We start from the raw sequence: 24,108 nt of genomic DNA, 5'->3' as shown, positions 1-24,108 counted from the left end.
TCAGGCCATTCACCGGTCGTTTGGGAGAACCTTGTTCGTATGATTCGCACGCTGCCCGCTCTTTTTGCCCTGCTGCTCGCCGCGCCGCTGATGGCCGCGCCCGCCGGGCAACAGACATTGTTCAACTTCGTCCGGCCCGCCGATGTGGTCAACGTGGCGACCCAGGACGCCAGCCTGCCGCAATACAACGCCGAACAGACCGCCGAAGGCGAGGTGCTGCGCCGCATCACCTTCAACCCGGCGGCCGAGCCGAGCCTGGTGCTCAGCCCTCAGACCGGCGTGTGGGACTGGTCGCAATCCAGCGCCATGAGCCTGCGTATCCAGAGCGCCATGGACTGGGCGCTGACCCTGTACGTCAAGGTGCAGAGCAACGACGGCAAGACCCTGCTCAGCCGCATCGACCTGCCGGCCGGCCCGGCCCAGACCTTGCTGGTGCCGCTGCAAGCCAACTCGCCGTTGAGCCAAGGCATGAAGGCCGGCCCACCGATGCCGATCACCGTTGACGGCCAGCGCGTGTTGCTGGCCAGCAGCACCGGGGAGGTGGACCGCAGCCAGGTGGTCTCGGTGACCCTGTCGATGATCAAGCCCGTCGCCGCCCAAAGCATCCTGCTGGAACGTTTCGGCGTGCAGGACAGCGAACCGGTGGTGAAGGCCGCCTATAGCGAGTTGGTGGATGCGTATGGGCAGTCGAACCGCGCGCGCTGGCCGGAAAAAGTCAGCAGCGACGAGCAACTCAAGGCTGCCGCCGCCAAGGAGCAGCAACAGCTCAAGGCTTGGCTTACCGAGCGGGACAACGCCTCCCTGGACCAATACGGCGGATGGAACAAGGGCCCGGTGTTCGACGCCAGCGGCTTTTTCCGCACCGAGAAGCGCGACGGTCGCTGGTACCTCGTAACGCCGGAAGGCCACCCGTTTTACTCCCTGGGGGTCAACACCGTGGCTGCGACCAATAACCAGACCTACGTAGCCGGCCGCGAGTGGATGTTCGCGGCATTGCCCAAGGCGGGTGAACCTTTCGACAAGTATTACGGCAGCGGCGACAACCGCAGTGGCAACGGTGCCGATCAGGGCCGTGGCTTCAATGTGGGGCGCTGGTACGACTTCTATGGCGCCAACCTGCAGCGCACCTATGACACCAAAGGCTTCGACCAGAAACGCTGGGTCACCCACACCCTCGACCGCCTGCAAGCCTGGGGTTTCAACACCGTGGGCAACTGGAGCGAGCCGGGCCTGGCCACCGCTGACCGGGTGCCGTACACCTTGCCGCTGTCGATCGTCGGCGATTACGCCAGCATCAGCACCGGCACCGACTGGTGGGGCGGCATGCCCGATCCGTTCGACCCGCGTTTCGCCATGGCCACCGAGCGCGCCGTGGCCATTGCCGCCCGCGATCACCGCGATGATCCATGGCTGATCGGCTTCTTCGCCGATAACGAACTGGCGTGGGCAGGCCCCGGAGACGATCCGAAATCCCGTTATGCCCTGGCCTACGGGACCTTGCGCATGACCACCGACGTACCGGCCAAGCGCGCGTTTCTCAAGCAATTGCGCGACAAGTATCGCAACGAAGAAGGCCTGTCGCGGGCCTGGGGTATCCACTTGGCCGGCTGGGAACTGATGGAAGATCCGGGGTTCGAAGCGCCGATGCCGAGTTCCGAACACCCGGAAATCGAAGCCGACTTCAAATATTTCCAGAAGACCTTCGCCGACGCCTACTTCAAGACGCTTTCCGATTCGCTGAAATGGCACGCGCCCAACCAACTGCTGCTGGGCGGCCGCTATTCGGTGAGCACGCCGGAAGCGGTGGCGGCCTGCGCGCAGTATTGCGATGTGCTGAGCTTCAATATGTACACCCTCAAACCCCAGGACGGCTATGACTTTGCCGCCCTGCGCGCACTGGACAAACCGGTGCTGATCACCGAATTCAACTTTGGCTCCAGCGACCGTGGCCCGTTCTGGGGAGGCGTGACGCAGTTGGCCAGGGAAGAAGATCGCGGTGCGGCGTATGGTGCCTTCCTCAAGCAGGCCATGGCCGAGCCGTCGATTGTCGGCGTGCATTGGTTCCAGTATCTGGACCAACCGGTTACCGGCCGCTTGCTGGACGGTGAAAACGGCCATTTCGGCCTGGTCGGTATTACCGATGTGCCGTTCCAGGGCTTTGTCGACAGTGTGCGCAAAAGCAACCTGGCGGCGATCGACCAACTGGGCAAGGAGGCGCAAAAGGCCAAGGCGGCCAACGCTGTGCGTGAAAGCGAAGGTGGCAGGGCATCGAGTGACGGCAAAGGCGCGGCGCAAGGCGCCGGGCATGCGGGCGGACACGCTGGAAATGGTCATTGATTGAGTGCTGATGGGTTCACAAAAACGCTGAGGGCTGGAACAATGCCGGCCACTTTTTACGCTGTCTTTCGAGGGTGCACCGGTGCAGATTCAGGGTCATTACGAGCTCCAGTTCGAAGCGGTGCGTGAAGCGTTCGCCGCGTTATTCGATGACCCGCAGGAACGTGGTGCCGGGCTGTGCATCCAGATCGGCGGTGAAACCGTCGTCGACCTGTGGGCCGGTACCGCCGACAAGGACGGCACCGAGGCCTGGCACAGCGACACCATCGTCAACCTGTTCTCCTGCACCAAGACCTTCACCGCTGTCACCGCCCTGCAATTGGTGGCCGAAGGCAAGCTGCAGCTGGATGCGCCGGTTGCCAACTACTGGCCGGAGTTCGCCGCCGCCGGCAAGCAGAACATCACCCTGCGCCAGTTGCTCTGCCACCAGGCCGGGTTGCCGGCGATCCGCGAGATGTTGCCCACCGAAGCGCTGTACGACTGGCAACTGATGGTCGATACCCTGGCGGCCGAAGCGCCGTGGTGGACGCCGGGCCAGGGCCATGGCTACGAGGCCATCACCTACGGCTGGCTGGTTGGTGAACTGCTGCGGCGTGCCGACGGGCGTGGGCCGGGGGAGTCCATCGTGGCACGGGTTGCGCGCCCGCTGGGGCTGGACTTCCATGTGGGCCTGGCCGACGAAGAGTTTTATCGCGTGGCACATATAGCGCGCAGCAAAGGCAACATGGGCGATGAAGCCGCTCAACGGTTACTGCAAGTAATGATGCGTGAACCGACGGCCATGACTACACGGGCATTTGCCAATCCGCCGTCTATTCTGACCAGCACTAATAAACCCGAATGGCGACGCATGCAGCAGCCGGCGGCAAATGGCCATGGTAATGCGCGCAGCCTGGCGGGTTTTTATAGCGGTTTGTTGGACGGTAGTTTGCTCGAAGCCGACATGCTCGAACAATTGACCCGTGAACACAGTATCGGGCCGGATAAAACATTATTGACACAAACCCGTTTCGGCCTGGGCTGCATGTTGGATCAACCGCAGTTGCCCAATGCCACCTTCGGCCTTGGCCCACGTGCTTTCGGGCATCCCGGTGCCGGCGGTTCGGTGGGGTTTGCCGACCCTGAACATGATGTAGCGTTTGGTTTCGTGACTAATACACTGGGGCCTTATGTACTTATGGACCCGCGGGCACAGAAGTTGGTCGGAATATTGGCCGGTTGTCTGTAAACCCCTTGCTGTTTCACGTTTTTTTGTTACAAAGGCAACTATAAGAAGACGCTGAAGGAAATGATGTAACTTTAATGTCCTGTAAGCGTCTGTTTAACGGGTCAATCAGACCCCCGTTTCTTTTCTCATTTTGTGGATATCTCATGTTATCGAACAAGTCCTTGGCACTGGCGCTTTGCCTCACTATTACCGGTTGCGCACAAACTCCACAAAATGATGCCGAGGGCGGGCATTGGTGGTCATTTGGATCGGATAAAGCCACTACCAAGGACGTAGTCACTCAAACCGACGCCAAGCCGGATGCCAAACCTGCCGCCGGGGCCAAGCCTGCCGCACCTGTAGCCGCCGCTGCTGCACCGACACCTGCGCCTGCACCGGTCGCCAAGGCTGACACCGGCTCCAGCTGGTGGCCGTTCTCTTCCAAGAATGCCGACGATAAAGCTGCTGTTGCCAAGGCCGATCTGAAAGCCGACGTCAAGGCTGCGGAACCGGCCCCTGCGGTAGCCAAGAACGATACTGAAACCCACTGGTGGTGGCCGTTCGAAAGCAAGCCCAAGCCATTGGCCAAGGTCGACGTGACCAACGTGCCGATGCCCGATCCGAAAATCACCCAGGCCTGGCTGGACGACTATGAGCCGCGCCTGCGCGCCGCCATCAAGGACAGCAACCTGCAACTGGAGCGTCGCGACAACGTACTGGTCGTGATCGCTCCGGTAGACGGCTCCTACAACCCTAAGCGCCCGGAGATGTTGCTGCCGGTTACCCTGGGCCCGTTCACTCGCGTGGCCAAGGCCGTTGAAGCCGATCCCAAGACTGCCGTACTGGTGCTGGGCCACGTTGATGCCACCGGCAGCGCCCCTGCGAGCCAGGCATTGACCAAGCAGCGTGCACAGTCCATCGCTTCGATCTTCAGCCTCAGCGGCCTGAAGCAGGACCGCTTGATGCTGCGCGGCATGGGCGACCTTATGCCGCGCGCCGCCAACGACAGCTCCCAGGGCCGTGCGCTGAATCGTCGCATGGAAATCATGTTCACTCAGCGTACAACTATGTTGGCCTTGCTGAGCAAATACCAGTCGGGCAAGACACCGCCAGTGGCTGAAATGGTTGCCGTGCAGGATGTTCCGGCACCGGCCGCCAAAGCCACGGCGAAAAAGGCGCCTGCCGCCAAGAAGGCCACAGCCAAGAAAGCCGCGGCCAAGCCTGCGACCAAAAAGGCCCCGGCCAAGCCCGCTGCGAAGAAGGCTGCTCCGGCAAAAGCCAAGGCTGCTGATCCGGCTAACGACCAGGCGAAAAACTGATCCGTTGAACCAGAAGGATAACGCTGCATGACCCAGGCACTGGCCGATATGCGCCGTGACTACACGCGGGACGGTTTGAACGAGGCCCAGGCTCCGAGCGAACCGTTCACGTTGTTCCACCAATGGTTTGGCGATGCGGTGAAAACCGAGCAGCCGCCGGTGGAAGCCAATGCCATGACCCTCGCCACGGTCGATCAGGACGGTCGCCCGCACTGCCGCATCCTGTTGCTCAAGGGCCTGGATGCGCAGGGCTTTACCTTCTTTACCAACTACGACAGCGCCAAGGGCGAGCAGCTTGCGGCGCGGCCGTTTGGGGCCATGACGTTCTTCTGGCCGACCCTGGAGCGCCAGGTGCGCATCGAAGGGCGGGTGGTCAAGGTCACGCCGGAGGAATCGGATGCTTATTTCCAGGTCCGCCCGCTGGGCAGCCGCCTCGGTGCCTGGGCATCCCCGCAGAGCAAGGTCCTGCGTGACCGCGAAGAACTGCATGAACTGCTCAAGGCCACCGAGCAGCGTTTCAGTGACAGCCAGCCTCACTGCCCCGAGCATTGGGGCGGTTACCGCCTGTTGCCCGAGCGCATCGAGTTCTGGCAGGGCCGCGCCAGCCGCCTGCATGATCGCCTGAACTATCGCCTGCAAGGGGCTGATTGGATTCGCGAGCGCCTCGCGCCCTGAGTTGTGTCTATTATCGCTTTGCTTGAGTGATGCCCATCATGCCGAAGTCTCTGTTGAAGAGGCTTCAGGCTTATACTGCTGAGCAGCGCTCTTGAGCCAGTCCGGCAAGTCACTGCGTTTGATCTTCAGCTCATGGGCCCTCTGCAACTGTTGCAGCATATAGGCCCGTTTGTGCAGGTCACCACCCGCCAGGGAGAGTGCGAGATCGCGGTTCATCCAGCGCTTGATGCGCAGGTACAGCCAGCCATGGAAGTACAGGCCGGCGAGGGTAGTGACTGCGATAATGAAATAATCCATAAGCGTCCTGATAATGAGAAGACTGCTACCGTTCGTCTGTTTTTTTGGTGCGGGCTGTCTGTACTAAGGCTGAATGAAAGCAATTTTCTGCGGGGCTTGCCGTGACAGGCGTCAAGCCTCAGCGTTTAATGAATACCTGTCCTTTGGAGTTGATGCTATGCGTAAGTCCGTTTTACTGGTTGCCTGCGTTACCACCCTTTCACTTCTGCTGGGTGGCTGTGCTTCGAGTCTGACCGGCGACTCGTACTCCCGTGATGAAGCGCGTCGTGTGCAGACCGTGCGCATGGGGACTATCGAATCCCTGCGTCCGGTGAAAATCGAAGGTACCAAGACCCCAATCGGCGGCGCTGCGGGTGCTGTCATCGGCGGCGTTGGCGGCAGCGCCATCGGCGGCGGGCGTGGCAGCATCGTCACCGCTGTGATCGGCGCCGTCGCCGGCGGCCTGCTGGGCTCGGCCACCGAAGAAGGCCTGACCCGTACCCAGGGTGTCGAGATCACCGTCCGCGAAGACGATGGCAGCATCCGCGCCTACGTGCAGGCCGTGCAGGAAAATGAAATCTTCCGCATCGGCGATCGCGTGCGCATCATGACGGTAGATGGCACCAGCCGCGTGACCCGCTAACGGTAAGCAGCAGGCAAAGAAAACCCCAACCGGGTAACCGGTTGGGGTTTTTCTTTGGGCGACGGTCCAGTCCGTTCAGGCTTTCTTGCGACTGGCCATCGCTGTGATCGCGTAACCGATACACGCAGCCAATATCGACCCGGTCAGAATCCCCATTCGATCCTCCCCGGCAAATTCGCTGGCCCCCGGTACGAACGCGAGCGAGCCGACAAACAGGCTCATGGTGAAACCGATGCCGCACAGGATCGCCACACCGAAGACCTGGCCCCAGTTGGCGCCGTTGGGCAGGGCGGCCAAGCCGGTCTTGATCGCCAGCCAGGTGAGGCCGAACACGCCGATGGTCTTGCCGATCAACAGCCCTGTCGCGATGCCCAGTGGCACATGATGGGTGAAGCTTTCCAGGCTGACCCCGGTGAGCGAAACACCGGCATTGGCGAAGGCGAACAGCGGCAGGATGCCATAGGCCACCCACGGATGCAGGGCGTGTTCCAGGGTCAGCAGCGGCGAGGGTTCGGCGTTCTTGGTACGCATCGGAATGCAGAACGCCAGGGTCACGCCGGCCAGGGTCGCATGCACACCGCTCTTGAGCACGCAGACCCACAGGATCAAGCCCACGATCAGGTAAGGCGCCAGCTTGATCACGCCCAGGCGGTTCATGGCAATCAAGGCAATCAGACAGGCACCCGCGCCAGCAAGGGCGGCACCGGACAGGTCGGAGGAATAGAACACCGCGATGACGATGATGGCGCCCAGGTCGTCAATGATTGCCAGGGTCATCAGGAACAGCTTCAGCGACACCGGAACCCGCTTGCCCAGCAGCGCCAGTACGCCCAGCGCAAAGGCAATGTCGGTGGCCATGGGAATGGCCCAGCCGGAAAGTGCCGCAGGATAGTCCTTGTTGATCGCCCAGTAGATCAACGCCGGCACGACCATACCGCCGATGGCTGCCGCGCCGGGCAGGACCACTTGGGAGGGCTTGGACAGGTGGCCATCGAGCAACTCGCGCTTGACCTCCAGGCCGATCAGCAGGAAGAACAACGCCATCAGGCCATCGTTGATCCACAGCAGGGCTGGCTTGGCGATTTTCAGCGCGCCGATTTGTGCCACCACCGGTACGTCGAGAAACGCGTTGTACAGGTGCGACAAAGGTGAGTTGTTGATGATCAGGGCCAGGGCCGCAGCGGCGATCAATAACAGACCGCTGGCGGCTTCCAGCTGGAAGAAACGGGTGAAAGTGCTACGCAGAGGCAAGGGATGCTCTCCAATCAAGGTTCAATAGGTGGGTACCCTAACCCGTACCGTTAGTTGTTAAAACAAAAGTTATATTCTTATTTGTTATAAGTGATGCACCCCGTCGATATTGCTGTCATGGCGGGTAATTGTGTGTCCAATTGAGTCGTTACTGTACCTGTGTGCAGTGTAGGAAAACTCTTAAGATTGGCGATGAAAACTCTTGGAGAGCACCCGTCATGAACGACCACCGGCCCTGGGCCCGCGAAGCCATTCGCATCATTGAAGCCGACTTCCAGCGCAGCGCCGACACGCATCTGATTCCCTTGCCACTGCCGGGTCTGCCCGGTATCGAGTTGTACTTTAAAGATGAGTCCAGCCACCCCACCGGCAGCCTGAAACATCGACTGGCCCGTTCTTTGTTTCTGTATGCGCTGTGCAATGGCTGGCTCAAGCCGGGCGCTCCAGTGATCGAAGCATCCAGCGGGTCGACGGCGATTTCCGAAGCGTACTTTGCCCGTTTGCTTGGCTTGCCGTTTATCGCGGTGATGCCGGCCACCACGTCCCAGGAAAAGATCGCCCAGATCGCTTTTTATGGCGGCAAGAGCCATCTGGTGCAGGACCCGACGCAGATCTACGCCGAATCCGAACGCCTGGCCCGGGAGAGCGGCGGTCACTTCATGGACCAGTTCACCTACGCCGAGCGCGCCACCGACTGGCGGGCGAACAACAACATTGCCGAATCGATCTTCCAACAGATGCGCTTCGAGCAATATCCCGAGCCGAGCTGGTTGATTTCCAGCCCTGGCACCGGCGGCACCACCGCCACCCTTGGTCGCTATGTGCGTTATCGCCAGCACTGTACTCGCGTGTTGTGTGCCGACGCCGAGCGCTCGGTGTTTTTCGATTTTTATCAGAGTGGCGACGCCAGCCTGCGCCTGGACTGCGGTTCGCGGATCGAAGGCATTGGCCGCCCGCGTGTCGAGGCGTCGTTTCTGCCCAAGGTTATCGACGCGATGGTCAAGGTGCCGGATGCGCTGTCACTGGCGGCCATGCATTACCTGGCCGAGCGCCTTGGTCGGCGGGTCGGCGGGTCCAGCGGCACCAACCTCATCGGTGCGCTGATAGCGGCGCAGCAGATGAAAGCCGCCGGGGAGTCGGGCTCGATCGTGGCGATTTTGTGTGATGGCGGCGAGCGGTATGCCACCACCTATTACGATCAGGCGTGGCTGGCGGGGCAGGGGTATTTGCTGGAAACGTTGATCGCGGCCGTTGCAGCCAGTGTGGAGCGCGGTGAGCCTCTGCCTGACAGCGTCCTGCGCGCCAATATCTGACACGCGGCAATGCCCAATGAGGGAGGGGGCCCCCTCCCTCCTGGAGACTGCGCTGTATTCAGGCGTCGATGCCGAGCATGTCCCTTGCCAGCGCTTCGGCGATTCGAATCCCGTCAACCCCCGCCGAGAGAATCCCGCCTGCATAGCCGGCGCCTTCACCGGCCGGGAACAGGCCTTTCACGTTCAAGCTCTGCATCGATTCGTTACGGGTGATCCGCAGCGGCGACGAGGTGCGCGTTTCGATACCGGTCAACACCGCATCATGCAGCGAGTAACCCTTGATCTGCTTCTCGAATGCCGGCAGGGCTTCGCGGATCGCTTCGATGGCGAAGTCCGGCAAGGCCAGGGCCAAGTCGCCCAGGGCCACCCCCGGTTTGTAGGACGGTTCCACACTGCCAAGCGCCGTGGACGGTCTGCCGGCGATGAAATCGCCCACCAACTGTGCCGGCGCTTCGTAGTTGCTGCCGCCGAGGATGTAGGCGTGGGATTCCAGGCGTTCCTGCAACTCGATACCGGCCAGCGGGCCGCCCGGGTAGTCCACCTCGGGGGTGATACCGACCACGATGCCGGAGTTGGCATTGCGCTCGTTGCGCGAGTATTGGCTCATGCCGTTGGTCACCACGCGGTGCAGCTCGGAAGTCGCCGCTACCACGGTGCCGCCTGGGCACATGCAGAAGCTATAGACCGAGCGACCGTTCTTGGCGTGATGCACCAGTTTGTAGTCGGCGGCGCCGAGTTTCGGGTGCCCGGCGTATTTGCCCAGGCGCGCGGCGTCGATCAGCGATTGCGGGTGTTCGATACGGAAACCCACCGAGAATGGCTTGGCTTCCATGTACACGCCACGGCTGTGCAGCATGCGGAAAGTATCGCGGGCACTGTGGCCGAGGGCGAGGATCACGTGCTTGGACAGGATCTGCTCGCCGCCATCGATGACCACGCCGTTCAACTGGCCGTCTTCGATCAACACGTCGGTGACCCGTTGTTCGAAGCGCACTTCACCGCCCAGGGCGATGATCTGCTCGCGCATGTTTTCCACCACGCCGGTCAGGCGGAAGGTACCGATGTGCGGTTTGCTGACGTAGAGGATTTCTTCCGGGGCGCCGGCTTTTACGAACTCGTGGAGCACCTTGCGACCATGGAATTTCGGGTCCTTGATCTGGCTATAGAGCTTGCCGTCGGAAAAGGTCCCGGCGCCGCCTTCGCCGAACTGCACGTTGGACTCGGGGTTGAGCACGCTTTTGCGCCACAGGCCCCAGGTGTCCTTGGTGCGTTGGCGTACTTCCTTGCCGCGTTCAAGAATGATCGGCTTGAAGCCCATCTGTGCCAGCAACAGCCCGGCAAAGATGCCGCAAGGGCCGAAACCCACCACGATCGGCCGTTCGACCAGGCCTTCGGGTGCCTGGCCGACCACTTTGTAGCTGATGTCCGGCGCCGGGTTGACGTTGCGGTCATCGGCGAACTTGAGCAGCAGGGCGGCTTCGCCCTTGACGTTCAGGTCGATGGTGTAGATGAAGCACAGCTCCGACGATTTTTTGCGGGCGTCGTAGCTGCGCTTGAACAGGGTGAAATCGAGCAGGTCATCACTGGCGATGCCCAGGCGCTGCACGATGGCGGGCCGCAGGTCTTCTTCGGGATGGTCGATGGGCAGCTTGAGTTCGGTGATTCGTAACATGACGGGATCCGGTGTGCGGCGCCTGGTAAGGCCGGCAGTTTTGCAAACCGGCGATTATAAGCCCCAACCGTGGTTTCCCGTCATGCTAAAACAGCGCTGGCGCCCATCAATCGTCCCGCGAACCGCCGAATGCCGCGCAGCCACGCTGGACTTGACCGTTGATCCGCAACTCGGCGGTCATGTGCTGCAAGCTGCCGCTGACGCTGTCGATGCAACGTTGCGGGGCCACCCACAGCTCGATGTGCTGGTTATTGGCTTCGGTCATCAGGTTGAAACGGCCGTCGCCCAGTTGCTCTTCCACATAAGGCACCGCCAATGGTGGCTGGCCTTCGCGTTCCAGCACCATGCCCTTGGCTGTCACGTTCATTGCCCAGGCCGGCTTGTGGCCATTGGCCCGCAGGGTCATGCGTTTGAAGTCCGGGTCGTTGCAGGCGGAGGTCGAACGCTCGACACGGTAGAGCTGTTGCAGGTCGACGCTGCCCTGGCTGCCGCTGGCGACACCGGAGAATTTGCCCCGCAAGTCGACGAACAATGCGCCTTGCTGGCCGGCCAGGGACGCGGCTTCCTGCAGGACGCTGGTGCCGCCGGTGTCATTGACCACGTAGTTGCGTGTGTCGTTGCACGGCTGGAACAGCAGCTTGCCGCCGACTGCCGTGAGTTCGCCTTGCATGCGGGTCAGGCCGGCGAGGGACGGTTTGGCCGGCTCGCTTTCGAACATCTGGCAGGCAGCGAACAGGGGAAGCAAGGCAAACAGAACGAGGGTACGGGCGGCGCGCATTATCGGGTCTCCAGACAAGTGCCGCCACGTTACGCAGGCTGGCGTCGCATCACAACCCCGCGTGCCAGCTTCAGGCAATTCTGACAGACGCCCGATTCAACCGACGATAAAGGTCTGACCTGTCTGCAAGCCTTCCACACTTTTGGCGTAGGCCAATGCCACTTCGGCGCCCGGAGCCGGCTTGTAGCCGCGGAAGTACGGCGCGTAGCTGTCCATGGCTTCCAGCAGGACGGTCGGACTCACGGCGTTGATGCGCAGGCCGCGTGGCAATTCGATTGCAGCGGCTTTGACGAAGGCATCCAGCGCGCCATTGACCAGTGCGGCCGAAGCGCCGGTGCGGATCGGATCACGGTTGAGAATGCCGCTGGTGAAGGTGAACGAGGCACCATCGTTGGCGTACTCGCGGCCGATCAGCAGCAGGTTGACCTGGCCCATCAGCTTGTCGCGCAAGCCCAATTCAAAATCGCTGGCGCTCATGTCGCCCAGCGGCACGAAGTTCACGCTGCCGGCGGCACAGATCAATGCGTCGAACTGACCGGTCTGTTCGAACAGCGAGCGGATCGAGGCGCTGTCGCTGATATCCACCTGGAAGTCGCCGCGGGTGCGACCGATGCTGATCACCTCGTGACGTGGAGCCAGTTCTGCCTTGACCGCTGAGCCGACGGTGCCATTGGCGCCAATCAATAAGATTTTCATAGTGATGTTCCTCTAGAGGGGTTAGGCGCTGTGGGAGCGGGCTCGCCCGCGAAAAACTCGAGAGCGCTGTGGTGTACCCGGTTGACCGCGTCAGCGTTGGCGATTTTCGCGAGCAAGCTCGCTCCTACAGGGGTTGGTAGCCAGTCTAGAGTGGCTTTTTGATGGGATAAACGCGCTAATAGGCAACCTTTGGTTTTCAATTGGAAACAATCCATGAGCGAGATGGATGACCTGGCGGCCTTTGCCGTACTGATCGAAGCCGGCAGTTTTACCGTGGCGGCCGAGCAACTGGGCTGCAGCAAGGGCCAGTTGTCCAAGCGCATCAGCCAATTGGAGGCACGGTATTCGGTGGTGCTGCTGCATCGCACCACGCGCAGGCTCAGCCTGACCGCCGCCGGTGCGGCGTTGTTGCCCCAGGCCCAGGCGCTGGTGGTGCAAGTGGATCGCGCCCATCAGGCATTGGCCCGGCTCAAGGATGATCTGGCCGGTCCGGTGCGTATGACGGTTCCGGTGTCCCTGGGCGAAACCTTCTTTGACGGTTTGTTGCTGGAGTTTTCCAAGCAGTACCCGCAAGTGCAGATCGAGCTGGAGCTCAACAACCGCTACCGGGACTTGGCGCGGGATGGTTTTGACCTGGGGGTGCGCTCCGGCGCCATTGAAAACGAGCGCCTGGTGGCCAAGCCGTTGCTGGCCTGGCACGAGATGACTTGCGCCAGCCCGGCTTATCTCGAGCAATACGGTGAACCCCAGACCCCTGCGGACCTGGTCGCCCACCGCTGTCTGCTCAACAGCCATTACAGCGGTCGCGAGGAATGGCTGTATCACCAGCAACATGAATTGTTGCGGGTACGGGTCAGCGGTACGTTCGCCTCCAACCACTACAACTTATTGAAGAAGGCGGCCTTGGTGGGCGCTGGTATCGCCCGTCTGCCGTCCTACGTGTTACCGGCGGAACTGGCTGACGGCCGATTGCGCTGGCTCCTGCGCGATTATCAGACACGGAGCATGCCGATGTACCTGGTCCATCCCTATCAGGGCGGCCTGCCGCGTCGCACCCAGGTACTGGCCGACTACCTGGTGGATTGGTTCAAGCGCAGCGGCGAAGCCCTGGATCGACTCTAGCGGTAGCGACGGGCGATCAAGTGATCGATGGACAGGCGTCCGGGGCCCTTGGCGACCAACAGCAATAGCAACGCCAGCCAGGTGGCGTGTGTCGGGTAGGCTTCGGGGTAGATGAACAACTGGATAACCAGGGTCATGCCGATCAGGGCCAGGGCCGAAAAGCGCGTGGCGATGCCCAGCAGGATCAGCACCGGGAAAAAGTGTTCGGCAAACGTTGCCATATACGCCGCCACATCCGGTGGCAGCAAGGGCACGCGATATTCGTTGCGAAACAGAAACAATGTGGAGGCTGCCAGCTTCGGTTCGCCGAACTGGAAGGTGCCGCCGATCAGGTCAATGGCAAAGCCTTGGACCTTGGTTTGTCCGGACTTCCAGAACACCGCGGCAATGGAAAACCGGGCGAGGAAGGCGATCACGCTGTAGGGGATACGCTCGAAAAGTACGATGGCCCGTTTAACCGAGCACGATGGGGATGTGTTCATGGCGATACCTTTTGTTCTGGGTGTAAATGCGTAATGGCATCATGGCTGATCAGTAGGTTCAGGCACTGGTGCAGGTCGAATTCGGTGGAGGCTTCGAGGGCGTGAGTCACTGCGGTTTCCAGCGCCGCCCCTCGCTTGAGGCTGTCGATGAACGCGACCGAGCCGCTGTCGATGGCAAACACCTTGACCCCCAGGCCTTGGCGCAGCACCAGTGCGCCTTGGGCGTGCCAGGGATTCAACGTGGCCATGGCGCCCTCGGTCTGATGTGCTGCCCACACCGCCACCACCCCATAGCGGGAATTCAAGGTGGCAAGGGAGGGATGCAGTTGCAGGCACAACTGACCCAGGCTCTCTTGGTTTTGCAGGGCATGCACAACGGTTGGCGGGTCCAGCGGCTGGGCATCGGCAGCGTGATAGGCGCGCACTCGCAAGCGTTCAAGCCGTGCGACATCGGCGAGGTAGGGCACGCTGGCCGCCGGTTCGAAACCCTGGATGAAATCGGCGAAAGCGCTGCCATATTCGCTGATCAGCGGGTTGCCGGGAGGATTCGTCTGCACGAACAGCCCCGCCATGGCGCGAAAGAACTTGTCGCCCACCAATTGCGCCGTCACCGGATAAGCCGTCGCCAATGCATTGATCAACGAGCTGTGCACATTGTTGCGGTACACCGCAAAACGGCTGGCGGGGTCGGCACCGTTGCTGCTGAACAGCCCATCGGGGCAGGCCCGGTCAGGTGCCAGCAGGGCACTGGCAAATGCTTCTTGAAGGCTCATGGGCGTGCCTGTGACAAGTGCCATTCGGCATGATCGGCTTCGGCCAGCAGCACGCTGAAAGCCGGCACCTGGTTATCCCGTTCGATCAGCGTCGCCACCGGACCGATGCGCGACAGGACCTGTTCGTACAACTGCCAAACGGCGTTATCGATCGGCGCGCCATGGTCATCGATCAGCAAGCGGTCGCCGAGGCTGTCGGTGTCTTCGGCAAAGCCCGCGAGGTGAATCTCACCCACCGCGTGTAACGGCAATGCGTCGATATAGGCGAGCGGGTCGCGCTGGTGGTTGATGCACGACACATAGACGTTGTTGACGTCCAGTAGCAGGCCGCAACCGGTGCGACGGATGACTTCGCCGATGAAGTCAGTCTCGTCCAGGGTGGAGCGTTGGAACTGCAGGTATGTCGACGGATTTTCCAGCAGCATCGTGCGCTTGAGCGTGCTTTGTACCTGGTCGACGTGTTCGCATACCCGTTTCAGGGTGGCTGAATCGTAGGCCAGGGGCAGCAAGTCATTGAGAAACACCGGGCCGTGGCTCGACCAGGCCAGGTGTTCGGAAAAGGATTGGGGTTGATAGCGTTCCAGCAGTGCCGCCAGCCGTGCCAGGTGCTGACGGTCGAGTTCGCCTTCACCGCCGATGGACAGGCCCACGCCGTGCAGCGACAGCGGGTACTGCTCGCGGATCAAACCCAGGTAGTGATGAAACGGCCCGCCGGCCACCATGTAGTTTTCGGCGTGCACTTCAAAAAAACCGATGTCGGGAGAAGTCTCGAGCACTTCGGCGAAGTGCTCGTTTTTCAGCCCCAGCCCGGCCCGACAAGGGAGGCCGGGCACCTGAGCCGGTGCGAGCGTTTGCAGGGATGAAAGCGTCATCATCAGTACTCAGGCAGCGCCGGGTTTCAGGACTTGGCGGAGAATGCAGCTTCCTGGCCGAAACCGGTCGGCGAGGTGGAGCTTGGGGTCTGGGTGCAGGTGCCGGCCGGGACCAGTTTCCAGGCGTCGGCCTGGTCTTTGGTTTTCGAGGTGCCGGCGCAGGAAGTACCGGCGCCGGCGGCGCAATCGTTCTTGCCGGCTTCAGCGACGCCAAAGCATTTCTGCATGTCGTCGGCAGCGTGGGCGGTGGTGCTCAGGGCGGACAGGCTCAGGGCCGAACCCAGGGAGAGGACAAGGGCGGCGGCGGACAGTGAACGGGTTTTGGTGGTCATGGTGTATCTCCAGCAGTGGGTTGAGGGAGCGGGCTTGAGTGCCTGCTTACACCACTAGAGGCGGTATGGCGAATTTCGTTACAGGCCGCCCGAAAATAATTCTTCAGGCGCCACGCAAAAAAATGTGGAAGGGGGCTTGCTCCCGATGGCGCTGAATCAGTCAACAATGATGGTGACTGACACTTTGCCATCGGGAGCAAGCCCCCTCCCACATTCAGGTCCGGTTCATCCAACCAGCGGTTTTTTTAACCGCCCAGGTAGGCCTCGCGCACCTTAGGATCGGTCAGCAACTGCTCGCCCGAGCCTTGCATCACCACCCGGCCGTTTTCCAGCACGTAGGCACGGTCGGCGATCTTCAGCGCCTGGTTGGCGTTTTGCTCCACCAGGAACACCGTCACACCGTCCTTGCGCAGCTGTTCGATGATGTCGAAGATCTGCTGGATGATGATCGGTGCTAGGCCCAGGGATGGTTCGTCCAGCAACAACAGCTTGGGCTTGCTCATCAGCGCACGACCGATGGCGAGCATTTGCTGCTCGCCGCCGGACATGGTGCCGCCGCGCTGGCTGAAGCGTTCCTTGAGTCGGGGGAACAGGTGCAGCACCTTGTCCATCTGCTCCTGGTAGTCGCCCTTGTCGGTGAAGAACCCGCCCATGGCCAGGTTCTCTTCCACGGTCAGGCGCGAAAACACCCGGCGGCCTTCCGGGACCACGGCGATGCTTTTACGCATGATGTGCGAGGACTGCTGGCCAACGAGCTCTTCACCCATGTAGCGGATGCTGCCGCTGTGGGCCTGCGGCGAACCGCACAGGGTCATCAGCAACGTCGACTTGCCGGCGCCGTTGGCACCGATCAGCGTGACGATCTCGCCTTGGCGCACTTCCACGTTGACGCTGTGCAGAGCCTGGATCTTGCCGTAGAAAGTGGAAACGTTTTCGAATTGCAGCATTTTACGCTTCCCCCAGATAGGCTTTGATCACTTCAGGATTGTCGCGGATCTGCTCCGGCGTCCCGTCCGCCAATGGCGTGCCCTGGTTGATCACCACGATGTGGTCGGAAATGCTCATGACCAGTTTCATGTCGTGTTCGATCAACAGCACAGTGGCGTTGTTTTCTTCACGCAATACGCTGATCAGGGCCTTGAGGTCTTCGGTTTCCTTGGGGTTCAGGCCGGCCGCCGGTTCGTCGAGCATGAGGATCCGCGGGCGGGTCATCATGCAGCGGGCGATTTCCAGGCGACGTTGCTGCCCATAGGCCAGGGTGCCGGCAGGGCGGTTGGCGAACTCGGTGAGGTTGACCTTGTCCAGCCAGTAGGCCGCGTATTCCATGGCCTCGCGCTCACTCTTGCGGAACGCCGGGGTCTTGAACAGACCCGCGAAGAAGTTGGTGTTCAGGTGACGATGCTGGGCGATCAGCAGGTTTTCGACCGCTGTCATGTCCTTGAACAACCGCACGTTCTGGAAGGTCCGCACCACGCCCTTGCGGGCGATTTCGTGACCGGCCAGGCCCTGGATCGGTTGGCCATCCAGGAGGATGGTACCGCCGGTCGGCTTGTAGAAGCCGGTGAGGCAGTTGAACACCGTGGTCTTGCCGGCGCCGTTCGGGCCGATCAATGCCACGACCTGTTTCTCTTTAACGGTCAGGGCCACGCCATTGACCGCCAGCAAGCCGCCGAAGCGCATGCTCAAGTTTTCGACTTTCAGGATCTCGCGGCTCATTTGCGCAGCTCCATGTGTGGACGTTGCAGGGGCAGCAGGCCTTGAGGTCGCCAGATCATCATCAGCACCATCATGGCGCCGAACATCAACATGCGGTATTCGCTGAACTCACGCATCATTTCCGGCAGCAGGATCATCACGATCGCCGCGAGGATCACACCCAGTTGCGAGCCCATGCCACCCAGTACCACGATGGCGAGGATGATCGCCGATTCGATAAAGGTGAACGACTCCGGGGTCACCAGGCCTTGGCGGGCAGCGAAGAAGCTGCCGGCGAACCCGGCGAATGCAGCACCGAGGGTGAAGGCGGACAGCTTGATGATGGTCGGGTTCAGGCCCAGGGCACGGCAGGCGATTTCATCTTCGCGCAACGCTTCCCAGGCGCGGCCGATCGGCATGCGCAGCAGGCGGTTGATCACGAACAGTGCCGCCAAGGCCAGCAACAGCGCCACCAGGTACAGAAACACCACTTTGCTCACCGGGTTGTAGTCGATCCCGAAGTATTCGTGGAAGGTCTGCAGGCCCTCGGCAGCGGTGCGGTCGAACGACAGCCCGAAGAACGTTGGCTTGGGGATGTTGCTGATGCCGTTGGGACCACCGGTGATGTCGGTCAGGTTACGCAGGAACAGGCGGATGATTTCACCGAAGCCCAGGGTTACGATCGCCAGGTAGTCACCGCGCAAGCGCAGCACCGGGAAGCCCAGCAGGAAGCCGAACGTGGCTGCCGCCATACCGGCCAGCGGCAGGCAGATCCAGAAGCTCCAGCCCAGGTAGTGCGAGAGCAGGGCATAGGTGTAGGCACCTACCGCGTAGAAACCCACATAACCCAGGTCGAGCAGGCCGGCGAGGCCCACCACGATGTTCAGGCCCAGGCCCAGCAGCACGTAGATCAGGATCAGGGTGGCGATGTCGACCGCACCGCGCGAGCCGAAGAACGGCCAGATCAGCGCGGCGATGATCAGCCCGATGATGATGTAGCGCTGGGTGCGCGGCAGGGTCAGGAACTGGCTGACCTTGGGCGAGACCAGAGGGCCACGGTTGCGCTTGAACAAGGCGCCGACCTGCTGGGTGAACAGCACGCGCAGGAACATCAGCACCGAGCACAGGGCGATGATGCTCAGGGTCACGGGGCCGGTACCATGCACTTCCAGGTTGATGCCGACGATGCTCAGTTTGAGACCGAGTACCGGGAACGCCACGGCCCACACCAACAGGGCGTTGAAAAACGCCGATTTAAGATATCTGCTCATACTTTCTCAACCTCCGGACGGCCCAAAATGCCGGTCGGACGGAACAACAGCACCAGAACCAACAGGCCGAACGCCACGACGTCCTTGTACTGGTCGCCGAAGATATCGGCGCCAAAGGCTTCTGCCACACCCAGCACCAGGCCACCGAGCATCGCGCCCGGAATGCTGCCGATGCCGCCCAGTACCGCCGCGGTAAAGGCCTTCAGGCCCACCAGGAAACCGGCGTTGGGGTTGATCACGCCGTACTGCATGCTCAGCAGGACGGCCGCGACGGCCGCCAGCGCGGCACCGATGACGAAGGTCAGGGCAATGATGTTGTTGGTATTGATGCCCAACAGGTTGGCCATCTTGATGTCTTCGGCGCAGGCCCGGCAGGCGCGGCCCAGACGAGAGCGGGAGATGAACAGGGTCAGGCCGAGCATCGCCACCAGGGTGACGACGAAGACTAGGATCTGCATGTACGAAATCAGCACTTCTTGTGCGCCGCCTGGACCGAAGGAGAAGCTCCCCGGGATCAGGTTGGGAATGGACTTGTCCTTGGAGTCCTGGGACAGCAATACGGTGTTCTGCAGGAAAATCGACATGCCGATGGCGGAAATCAGCGGGATCAAACGGTTGCTGCCACGCAGGGGGCGATAGGCAACCCGTTCGATGCTGTAGCCATAGGCACTGGTTACGACGATCGACGCAAGGAACGCGGCGGTCATCAGCAGCGGCAGGGAGTGGATACCCATCATGGCCAGCCCGGCAAGGGCGATAAAGGCCACGTAGGAACCAATCATGTATACCTCGCCATGGGCGAAGTTGATCATTCCAATGATGCCGTAAACCATTGTGTAGCCAATGGCTATCAAGGCATAGGTGCTGCCAACGGTCATCCCGTTAACCAGCGTTTGGAAAAAATGATAGATCTCAGGCATTACAGCGCTCCTAAAAACCCGATACGCATTTCACTGGTGGAGTCATTTCCGGCTCGGTGCCCTGTTCTGTGGCCAGGTTGCACGAAGCGTTTGCCAGCGAACCGCTGGTGACGGTTTTAAGATTTTCAGGTGAGCCAGCGCCCGGATCGCGGGTGACAGGCCCATAAACCTCGTAAAACAAAGCCCACTGCTCTCACAGTGGGCTTGTTGACCAGTAACGCCTGGCTTACTGAGGGGAAACTTCGGTTTTCGGCTTGCCGAAGTGCCATTCGTAGACCACGAACTTGAAGTCCTTCAGGTCGCCCTTGGCATCGAAGCTCAGGTCGCCGGTTGGGGTCTTGAAGGTACCCGCGTGGATAGCTGCCGCCACTTTGGCGGTGTCTTCGCTTTTCGCGGCAGCAATACCGCCGGCAATCACTTCAACCGCCGAGTAGGCCGGGAACACGAACGGGCCGGTAGGGTCCTGCTTGTTCTTGGTGAACTCTTCAACGATGGCTTTGTTGGCCGGATCGGTGTCGAACGACTTCGGCAGGGTGACCAGCAGACCTTCGGAAGCATTCTGTGCGATCTGCGAGATGGAGTCGTTGCCGACGCCTTCTGGGCCCATGAATTTGGCGTTCACGCCTTTTTCCTTGGCTTGGCGCAGGATCAGACCCAGCTCAGGGTGATAGCCGCCGTAGTAGACGAAGTCGACGTTGGCTTGCTTGAGTTTCTGGATCAGCGAGCCGAAGTCCTTGTCGCCAGCGTTGATGCCTTCAAAGAGGGCGACTTTCACGCCTTTGCTTTCAAGGGTCTGCTTGACGGCGGTGGCGATACCTTCACCGTACTGCTGTTTGTCGTGGATGACGGCAACGACTTTCGGCTTCACGTGGTTGGCAATGTAGTTGCCAGCCGCAGGACCCTGGGCGCTGTCCAGACCGATGGTGCGGAACACCAGCTTGTAGCCACGCGCGGTGATTTCCGGGCTGGTGGCGGCCGGGGTAATCATGATCACGCCTTCGTCTTCATAAATGTCGGACGCTGGCTGGGTGGAGCTGGAGCAGAGGTGGCCGACCACGAACTTGACGCCGTCGTTGACCACTTTGTTGGCCACGGCAACGGCTTGTTTCGGATCGCAAGCGTCATCGTATTCCTTGGCTTCGAGCATCTTGCCGTCGACGCCGCCCTTGGCGTTGATATCGGCGATGGCCTGCTTGGCACCCATGAATTGCATGTCGCCATATTGGGTCACCGGGCCGGTCTTGGGGCCGGCGATGCCGATCTTGATGGTGTCGGCTGCGAACGAATGGCCGGCAACCCCAGCCAGGACCATAGCGGCAAACAGTTTGGAAATCTGCTTAGTAGCCTTATTCATAGTGCTCCACTCTTACTGTTGTCTTTTTTATAGTTCTAGCGGCCTTGTGAGCTGTAGAACCGGATCGGATATCTCGGATATCCCCCGGCAGTGCCCTGGCAACTGTACCGGTACAGTGTAGAGCGCCGGTCGATCGCTTGAAAAGCTGGCTGCTGGGGGCAAAACCGGGGTGTGTCGCTTTAATGAAAGAAAAAGACAGAATTGCGGCGGGTGATGCCAGCGTTTCAGGCAATCCTTGGCTTTCCTGACACTTTCTATCGATGACTCATTTGCAACCGGGTTTTTCTACCTGACGCACGACGTTATGATTGCGCCGATTTTTTCTTCAGGTAGACGCCCATGACGCAAGAACCTAGCACCCTCTATGCCAAGCTGCTCGGTGAAACCGCCGAAATTTCCTGGAAGGAGCTTGAACCGTTCTTTGCCAAGGGTGCCCTATTGTGGGTCGACGCCGGCTTGGATTTGATCGAGGCCGCCGAGGCAATGGCCGACGATAACCGTGACAAAGTCGCTGCCTGGCTGGCCGCGGGCAGCCTGGGCGAAGTGTCTGCGACGCGGGCATTGGACCTGGTGGAGCGCGACCCTGGCCTGTGGGCGGTGGTGGTTTCACCGTGGATTTTGATCCAGGAAAGGGCATCGTAGGAACGCGACGCGCCAATATGGTGCGTGTTGTGTCCGGGACGAAGTGGGTAGCGGAGTAACCGCTAGGATCCTGATGGCACGTTGCCGTGGAGAAAGGTCACATGCGAGGGTGACGTGTGCGTCATGGCAACAGTTTTGCGCGACGGGGAATGTGCGAGCAATTGTTTCTCGGTGTAAGCAGGTTGTCGTGGCGAGGGAGCGTGCTTCCTCGCCACAAACGCTTAGGCCGTCTTGCCGGTATGGTTATTCAACGAAATGACCTTGGTCTTGCCGATGCGGTGACGGTAGATCTCACGCAGGTACTTGATCGCCTTCTTCACGCAATCCCGTGACAGGCGAATGTCATTGATCGACACGAACTTCTCTTTGTCGTTGATCAATTCGCGGTACTTCTTCTCATACATTGGTTTGATCGCGTACCAGTTGGTATCGAGGATCTTCGCCGGGTTTTCGAACTCGTTGAGCAACTCATCGATACGGCCTTCGTCGAATTCCTCGTGGATGATGAAATCCAGGATCGAGTTGTCCAGCGTGTCGTCGAAGCGGTACGGGTTGCGCGCGAAGCAGCGCTTGATAAAGGCCACGATCAGGGTGAGAAAATCATCCGAAAGGCATGGGCTTTTCGCGATCAAGGTGGTCAGCGACAGGTTCGCCGAAGCGCCGATCACCAGGGCATAGCGCTTGAGGGTGGTGTTGGGGAACAGGCTGTTGAGGTGGGTCTTGAGCCGGTTCAGGTCCATGTAGGACAGCTTGTAGTCCTTGGGCAAGGACACGATCGACACCACCGACGAGCAGTTCTTGAAAAAGTGCAGGTCATGCAGCGCCGCGGCGTCGTAGCCGGAGTTCTTGTACTGTTCCAGGGAGGCCTTGTAGCGCTTGGATTCGATCGGCAGCAGGCTGATGCCTTCGATGGCCTGGGTGACCTTGTTGAAGTGCGGCAGGTCGATGGAACGGAAGAACAGGTCGTCGATGTTCAGGCGCTGGGGTTCTTTGTCGAACACCTTGAACTTGTCGTTCGACGGCGCCGGGGTTTCCGGGACCACGGATTCGGCGTAGGCAATCGCCACCGGGCCGGCCAGGCTCATGAACAGGTCATTGGCATCCAGGCGAATGGTTTCGCCGATGTCGATACCGGCACGACGGAAATAGTTCTGGTCGTAGTCGGTGGTTACGGCCTGGGCCGTCAGGATGTTGAAGATCTGTTGAGAGATGTACTGGTTGGCGTGTTTTTCCATGGCATTGACGTCAATGTTCTGGATGTTGCCGTCATCGCTCTCTTCGGCATAGCGCATGATGTCATTGGAAATCAGCATCATCGCGTTCCACGGTCGGATGCGACCTTTCACGCTGGCTTCGCTGCTGTCTTCATTGGCGAAGTTGTATGAGAAATCCCACTCTTCCGACAGGTATTTGCACAGCAGCCGACCGGCGTTGATGTGCAGCGCCTCGGACATTTCGCTGCGGTGATCGGAAATATTCGGCAGCACGCAGATGCCGCTGGTGAAGATCGGCTCGAAGACAAAGGCGTGGCCGCTCTTGCTGTCGTGCTCGTCGGCAGGCTTGGTGTCGAACGTCTTGTTCATGTACGAGTGCTGTTGCGCCAGGCCGAACTCCGAGGCCATGCCTGAACCGGTGCCGCCGCCGGCGCTGAAGATCGAGAAGTACAGGCGCGACTGGTTGGCCTTGATGCCGCAGGAGTCGATCAGGTACGAGTGGATCATCTTCCAGTCGGGGCTGGAAAAGCGCTGGGTGTCTTTGTTGAGGATGATCTTGGCCAGGTACTGGCCCAGGATCGGCGCGTTACCGGCGCCGCCGGCATGGACTTCCGACAGGTCCATGATTTTCATCTTGCTGTAGTCGCGCAGGAAACCGCTTTTTTCGCCCTTGCGCGAGAAACGGATGCGCCCGGCGATGTCCTTGTCCAAGTCGCCCAGCATCACCAGCGGCTCTACCAGGAACACCGGTTTGCTGGCCTTGCCGCTGCCCAGGCGCAGGTTGTTGCGAATCCACTGGGCGGGGCTGTAGCCCTTGTCCAGCGACTTGTCTTCGGTACTGAATTCGTTCAGGTAGAACTTGCGTGCGTTGTAGACCAATTCGGCCACGTCCAGCGCGATGTTCGAGCCGCAGCGGCCCAGGCCGATCAGGCATACCGAAGGAAACTCCTGCTCGCTGCGCAGTTCGCCGTCGCCTTCCGTGTGGGGCGGGCGCGGGAACACCATGTCGCGCAAGCCGTCCAGGTTATCCAGGATGCGATCGGTATTGGTTTCGGTGAAGTAAAGGTACTGCTGAGTGGCCAACGGGCGGGCGGTGCTCAATGACTTCGAACCTGAGGGCTTTTCCGCAGGAGCTGGGAGCAACACGTCGGATACCACGGTGGAAGCATTATTTTTAGGAGTCATTGTGCGCCAAGTGCCTGAGCGGATGGCTGAAAGATATCAAGTGGCCATCACGGAATGAGAGTTCGCGACTTTACAGTGC

At 60.5% G+C, this 24,108-nt stretch carries 23 protein-coding genes; 8 read left to right on the top strand and 15 right to left on the bottom strand.

Annotated elements, in window-relative coordinates; all coding sequences use genetic code 11:
* Nucleotides 1-39 precede the first annotated feature (39 nt).
* The 4 genes from BLR63_RS15350 (at nucleotide 40) to pdxH (ending at nucleotide 5,538) form a co-directional block, all read left to right on the top strand.
* A complete protein-coding gene (locus BLR63_RS15350) occupies nucleotides 40-2,337 on the top strand; it encodes a beta-galactosidase (RefSeq protein WP_010563560.1) in 2,298 nt (765 codons plus the stop codon).
* An 82-nt stretch (nucleotides 2,338-2,419) separates the two neighbouring features.
* Nucleotides 2,420-3,565 (top strand): EstA family serine hydrolase, encoded by a 1,146-nt coding sequence (locus BLR63_RS15345; protein WP_010563561.1) that lies wholly within the window; start codon nucleotides 2,420-2,422, stop codon nucleotides 3,563-3,565.
* A 143-nt stretch (nucleotides 3,566-3,708) separates the two neighbouring features.
* Nucleotides 3,709-4,863 (top strand): OmpA family protein, encoded by a 1,155-nt coding sequence (locus BLR63_RS15340; protein WP_010563562.1) that lies wholly within the window; start codon nucleotides 3,709-3,711, stop codon nucleotides 4,861-4,863.
* 27 nt (nucleotides 4,864-4,890) lie between these two features.
* Entirely contained in the window at nucleotides 4,891-5,538 is a 648-nt protein-coding gene (gene pdxH / locus BLR63_RS15335) for a pyridoxamine 5'-phosphate oxidase (RefSeq protein WP_010563563.1), read from the top strand.
* A gap of 36 nt (nucleotides 5,539-5,574) precedes the next feature.
* Here the strand turns inward: pdxH and BLR63_RS15330 are convergent, their stop codons facing one another.
* Complete coding sequence (locus tag BLR63_RS15330; protein WP_010563564.1) at nucleotides 5,575-5,835, bottom strand: hypothetical protein; 261 nt, start codon at nucleotides 5,833-5,835, stop codon at nucleotides 5,575-5,577.
* A gap of 157 nt (nucleotides 5,836-5,992) precedes the next feature.
* Between BLR63_RS15330 and BLR63_RS15325 the strand changes: the two genes are divergently transcribed.
* Entirely contained in the window at nucleotides 5,993-6,457 is a 465-nt protein-coding gene (locus tag BLR63_RS15325; protein ID WP_010563565.1) for an outer membrane lipoprotein, read from the top strand.
* Nucleotides 6,458-6,532: 75 nt separating this feature from the next.
* On the opposite strand, the gene nhaA is transcribed toward BLR63_RS15325, so the two are convergent.
* Nucleotides 6,533-7,708 carry a Na+/H+ antiporter NhaA gene (gene nhaA / locus BLR63_RS15320; RefSeq protein WP_010563566.1) on the bottom strand — a complete coding sequence of 392 codons (1,176 nt, stop codon included), beginning with the start codon at nucleotides 7,706-7,708 and terminating at the stop codon, nucleotides 6,533-6,535.
* Between the two features lie 218 nt (nucleotides 7,709-7,926).
* On the opposite strand from nhaA, the gene BLR63_RS15315 reads away from it, so the two are divergent.
* A complete protein-coding gene (locus BLR63_RS15315) occupies nucleotides 7,927-9,021 on the top strand; it encodes a PLP-dependent cysteine synthase family protein (RefSeq protein WP_010563567.1) in 1,095 nt (364 codons plus the stop codon).
* Nucleotides 9,022-9,079: 58 nt separating this feature from the next.
* Here BLR63_RS15315 and BLR63_RS15310 read toward each other — a convergent pair whose 3' ends face one another.
* The 3 genes from BLR63_RS15310 to BLR63_RS15300 all read right to left on the bottom strand — a co-directional run bounded on the left by BLR63_RS15310 (nucleotide 9,080) and on the right by BLR63_RS15300 (nucleotide 12,167).
* Nucleotides 9,080-10,693 carry an NAD(P)/FAD-dependent oxidoreductase gene (locus BLR63_RS15310; protein WP_010563568.1) on the bottom strand — a complete coding sequence of 538 codons (1,614 nt, stop codon included), beginning with the start codon at nucleotides 10,691-10,693 and terminating at the stop codon, nucleotides 9,080-9,082.
* Between the two features lie 106 nt (nucleotides 10,694-10,799).
* Nucleotides 10,800-11,471 carry a COG3650 family protein gene (locus tag BLR63_RS15305; protein WP_010563569.1) on the bottom strand — a complete coding sequence of 224 codons (672 nt, stop codon included), beginning with the start codon at nucleotides 11,469-11,471 and terminating at the stop codon, nucleotides 10,800-10,802.
* Between the two features lie 96 nt (nucleotides 11,472-11,567).
* Complete coding sequence (locus tag BLR63_RS15300; RefSeq protein ID WP_010563570.1) at nucleotides 11,568-12,167, bottom strand: short chain dehydrogenase; 600 nt, start codon at nucleotides 12,165-12,167, stop codon at nucleotides 11,568-11,570.
* Between the two features lie 213 nt (nucleotides 12,168-12,380).
* Here BLR63_RS15300 and BLR63_RS15295 point away from each other — a divergent pair, with 213 nt between their 5' ends.
* A complete protein-coding gene (locus BLR63_RS15295) occupies nucleotides 12,381-13,289 on the top strand; it encodes a LysR family transcriptional regulator (protein ID WP_010563571.1) in 909 nt (302 codons plus the stop codon).
* Here the strand turns inward: BLR63_RS15295 and BLR63_RS15290 are convergent.
* From BLR63_RS15290 to BLR63_RS15250, 9 genes are all read right to left on the bottom strand, one after another.
* Entirely contained in the window at nucleotides 13,286-13,771 is a 486-nt protein-coding gene (locus BLR63_RS15290) for a DoxX family protein (protein WP_010563572.1), read from the bottom strand. The genes BLR63_RS15295 and BLR63_RS15290 overlap by 4 nt on opposite strands.
* Nucleotides 13,768-14,544 (bottom strand): HvfC/BufC N-terminal domain-containing protein, encoded by a 777-nt coding sequence (locus tag BLR63_RS15285; protein WP_010563573.1) that lies wholly within the window; start codon nucleotides 14,542-14,544, stop codon nucleotides 13,768-13,770. Before BLR63_RS15285 ends, BLR63_RS15290 begins: the two co-directional genes overlap by 4 nt.
* Nucleotides 14,541-15,419, bottom strand: a complete 879-nt coding sequence (bufB, locus tag BLR63_RS15280) for an MNIO family bufferin maturase (protein WP_042946524.1) — start codon at nucleotides 15,417-15,419, stop codon at nucleotides 14,541-14,543. The genes BLR63_RS15285 and bufB overlap by 4 nt, the downstream gene beginning before the upstream one ends.
* Before the next feature lie 23 nt (nucleotides 15,420-15,442).
* Entirely contained in the window at nucleotides 15,443-15,748 is a 306-nt protein-coding gene (locus tag BLR63_RS15275; protein ID WP_010563575.1) for a BufA1 family periplasmic bufferin-type metallophore, read from the bottom strand.
* Nucleotides 15,749-15,993: 245 nt separating this feature from the next.
* A complete protein-coding gene (locus BLR63_RS15270; protein ID WP_010563576.1) occupies nucleotides 15,994-16,695 on the bottom strand; it encodes an ABC transporter ATP-binding protein in 702 nt (233 codons plus the stop codon).
* Nucleotide 16,696: 1 nt separating this feature from the next.
* Complete coding sequence (livG, locus tag BLR63_RS15265; protein WP_010563577.1) at nucleotides 16,697-17,464, bottom strand: high-affinity branched-chain amino acid ABC transporter ATP-binding protein LivG; 768 nt, start codon at nucleotides 17,462-17,464, stop codon at nucleotides 16,697-16,699.
* Nucleotides 17,461-18,714: a high-affinity branched-chain amino acid ABC transporter permease LivM gene (locus BLR63_RS15260; protein WP_010563578.1), complete on the bottom strand. Its 1,254-nt coding sequence runs from the start codon at nucleotides 18,712-18,714 to the stop codon at nucleotides 17,461-17,463. The genes livG and BLR63_RS15260 overlap by 4 nt, the downstream gene beginning before the upstream one ends.
* Entirely contained in the window at nucleotides 18,711-19,634 is a 924-nt protein-coding gene (gene livH / locus BLR63_RS15255) for a high-affinity branched-chain amino acid ABC transporter permease LivH (protein ID WP_010563579.1), read from the bottom strand. The genes BLR63_RS15260 and livH overlap by 4 nt, the downstream gene beginning before the upstream one ends.
* A 226-nt stretch (nucleotides 19,635-19,860) precedes the next feature.
* Nucleotides 19,861-20,988, bottom strand: coding sequence for a branched-chain amino acid ABC transporter substrate-binding protein (locus tag BLR63_RS15250; RefSeq protein WP_010563580.1), 1,128 nt, complete (start codon nucleotides 20,986-20,988; stop codon nucleotides 19,861-19,863).
* A gap of 339 nt (nucleotides 20,989-21,327) precedes the next feature.
* On the opposite strand from BLR63_RS15250, the gene BLR63_RS15245 reads away from it, so the two are divergent.
* Complete coding sequence (locus BLR63_RS15245) at nucleotides 21,328-21,630, top strand: DUF2288 domain-containing protein (protein ID WP_010563581.1); 303 nt, start codon at nucleotides 21,328-21,330, stop codon at nucleotides 21,628-21,630.
* A 221-nt stretch (nucleotides 21,631-21,851) separates the two neighbouring features.
* Here BLR63_RS15245 and BLR63_RS15240 read toward each other — a convergent pair whose 3' ends face one another.
* Nucleotides 21,852-24,029, bottom strand: a complete 2,178-nt coding sequence (locus BLR63_RS15240) for a hypothetical protein (RefSeq protein WP_042946526.1) — start codon at nucleotides 24,027-24,029, stop codon at nucleotides 21,852-21,854.
* Between the last annotated feature and the right edge of the window lie 79 nt (nucleotides 24,030-24,108).

The organism is Pseudomonas extremaustralis (assembly GCF_900102035.1).
Lineage (GTDB): Bacteria > Pseudomonadota > Gammaproteobacteria > Pseudomonadales > Pseudomonadaceae > Aquipseudomonas > Aquipseudomonas extremaustralis.
Note: the sequence above shows the minus strand (reverse complement) of the source record. Positions and strands in the feature narration are given on the sequence as shown.

What these genes read in the sequence shown, in the direction of transcription:
- BLR63_RS15350 (WP_010563560.1), top strand. Translation starts at nt 40, where the DNA reads ATGATTCGCACGCTGCCCGCTCTTTTTGCCCTGCTGCTCGCCGCGCCG.
- BLR63_RS15340 (WP_010563562.1), top strand. Translation starts at nt 3,709, where the DNA reads ATGTTATCGAACAAGTCCTTGGCACTGGCGCTTTGCCTCACTATTACC.
- pdxH (WP_010563563.1), top strand. Translation starts at nt 4,891, where the DNA reads ATGACCCAGGCACTGGCCGATATGCGCCGTGACTACACGCGGGACGGT.
- BLR63_RS15330 (WP_010563564.1), bottom strand. Translation starts at nt 5,835, where the DNA reads ATGGATTATTTCATTATCGCAGTCACTACCCTCGCCGGCCTGTACTTC.
- BLR63_RS15325 (WP_010563565.1), top strand. Translation starts at nt 5,993, where the DNA reads ATGCGTAAGTCCGTTTTACTGGTTGCCTGCGTTACCACCCTTTCACTT.
- BLR63_RS15315 (WP_010563567.1), top strand. Translation starts at nt 7,927, where the DNA reads ATGAACGACCACCGGCCCTGGGCCCGCGAAGCCATTCGCATCATTGAA.
- BLR63_RS15310 (WP_010563568.1), bottom strand. Translation starts at nt 10,693, where the DNA reads ATGTTACGAATCACCGAACTCAAGCTGCCCATCGACCATCCCGAAGAA.
- BLR63_RS15305 (WP_010563569.1), bottom strand. Translation starts at nt 11,471, where the DNA reads ATGCGCGCCGCCCGTACCCTCGTTCTGTTTGCCTTGCTTCCCCTGTTC.
- BLR63_RS15300 (WP_010563570.1), bottom strand. Translation starts at nt 12,167, where the DNA reads ATGAAAATCTTATTGATTGGCGCCAATGGCACCGTCGGCTCAGCGGTC.
- BLR63_RS15295 (WP_010563571.1), top strand. Translation starts at nt 12,381, where the DNA reads ATGAGCGAGATGGATGACCTGGCGGCCTTTGCCGTACTGATCGAAGCC.
- BLR63_RS15290 (WP_010563572.1), bottom strand. Translation starts at nt 13,771, where the DNA reads ATGAACACATCCCCATCGTGCTCGGTTAAACGGGCCATCGTACTTTTC.
- BLR63_RS15285 (WP_010563573.1), bottom strand. Translation starts at nt 14,544, where the DNA reads ATGAGCCTTCAAGAAGCATTTGCCAGTGCCCTGCTGGCACCTGACCGG.
- bufB (WP_042946524.1), bottom strand. Translation starts at nt 15,419, where the DNA reads ATGATGACGCTTTCATCCCTGCAAACGCTCGCACCGGCTCAGGTGCCC.
- BLR63_RS15275 (WP_010563575.1), bottom strand. Translation starts at nt 15,748, where the DNA reads ATGACCACCAAAACCCGTTCACTGTCCGCCGCCGCCCTTGTCCTCTCC.
- BLR63_RS15270 (WP_010563576.1), bottom strand. Translation starts at nt 16,695, where the DNA reads ATGCTGCAATTCGAAAACGTTTCCACTTTCTACGGCAAGATCCAGGCT.
- livG (WP_010563577.1), bottom strand. Translation starts at nt 17,464, where the DNA reads ATGAGCCGCGAGATCCTGAAAGTCGAAAACTTGAGCATGCGCTTCGGC.
- BLR63_RS15260 (WP_010563578.1), bottom strand. Translation starts at nt 18,714, where the DNA reads ATGAGCAGATATCTTAAATCGGCGTTTTTCAACGCCCTGTTGGTGTGG.
- livH (WP_010563579.1), bottom strand. Translation starts at nt 19,634, where the DNA reads ATGCCTGAGATCTATCATTTTTTCCAAACGCTGGTTAACGGGATGACC.
- BLR63_RS15250 (WP_010563580.1), bottom strand. Translation starts at nt 20,988, where the DNA reads ATGAATAAGGCTACTAAGCAGATTTCCAAACTGTTTGCCGCTATGGTC.
- BLR63_RS15245 (WP_010563581.1), top strand. Translation starts at nt 21,328, where the DNA reads ATGACGCAAGAACCTAGCACCCTCTATGCCAAGCTGCTCGGTGAAACC.
- BLR63_RS15240 (WP_042946526.1), bottom strand. Translation starts at nt 24,029, where the DNA reads ATGACTCCTAAAAATAATGCTTCCACCGTGGTATCCGACGTGTTGCTC.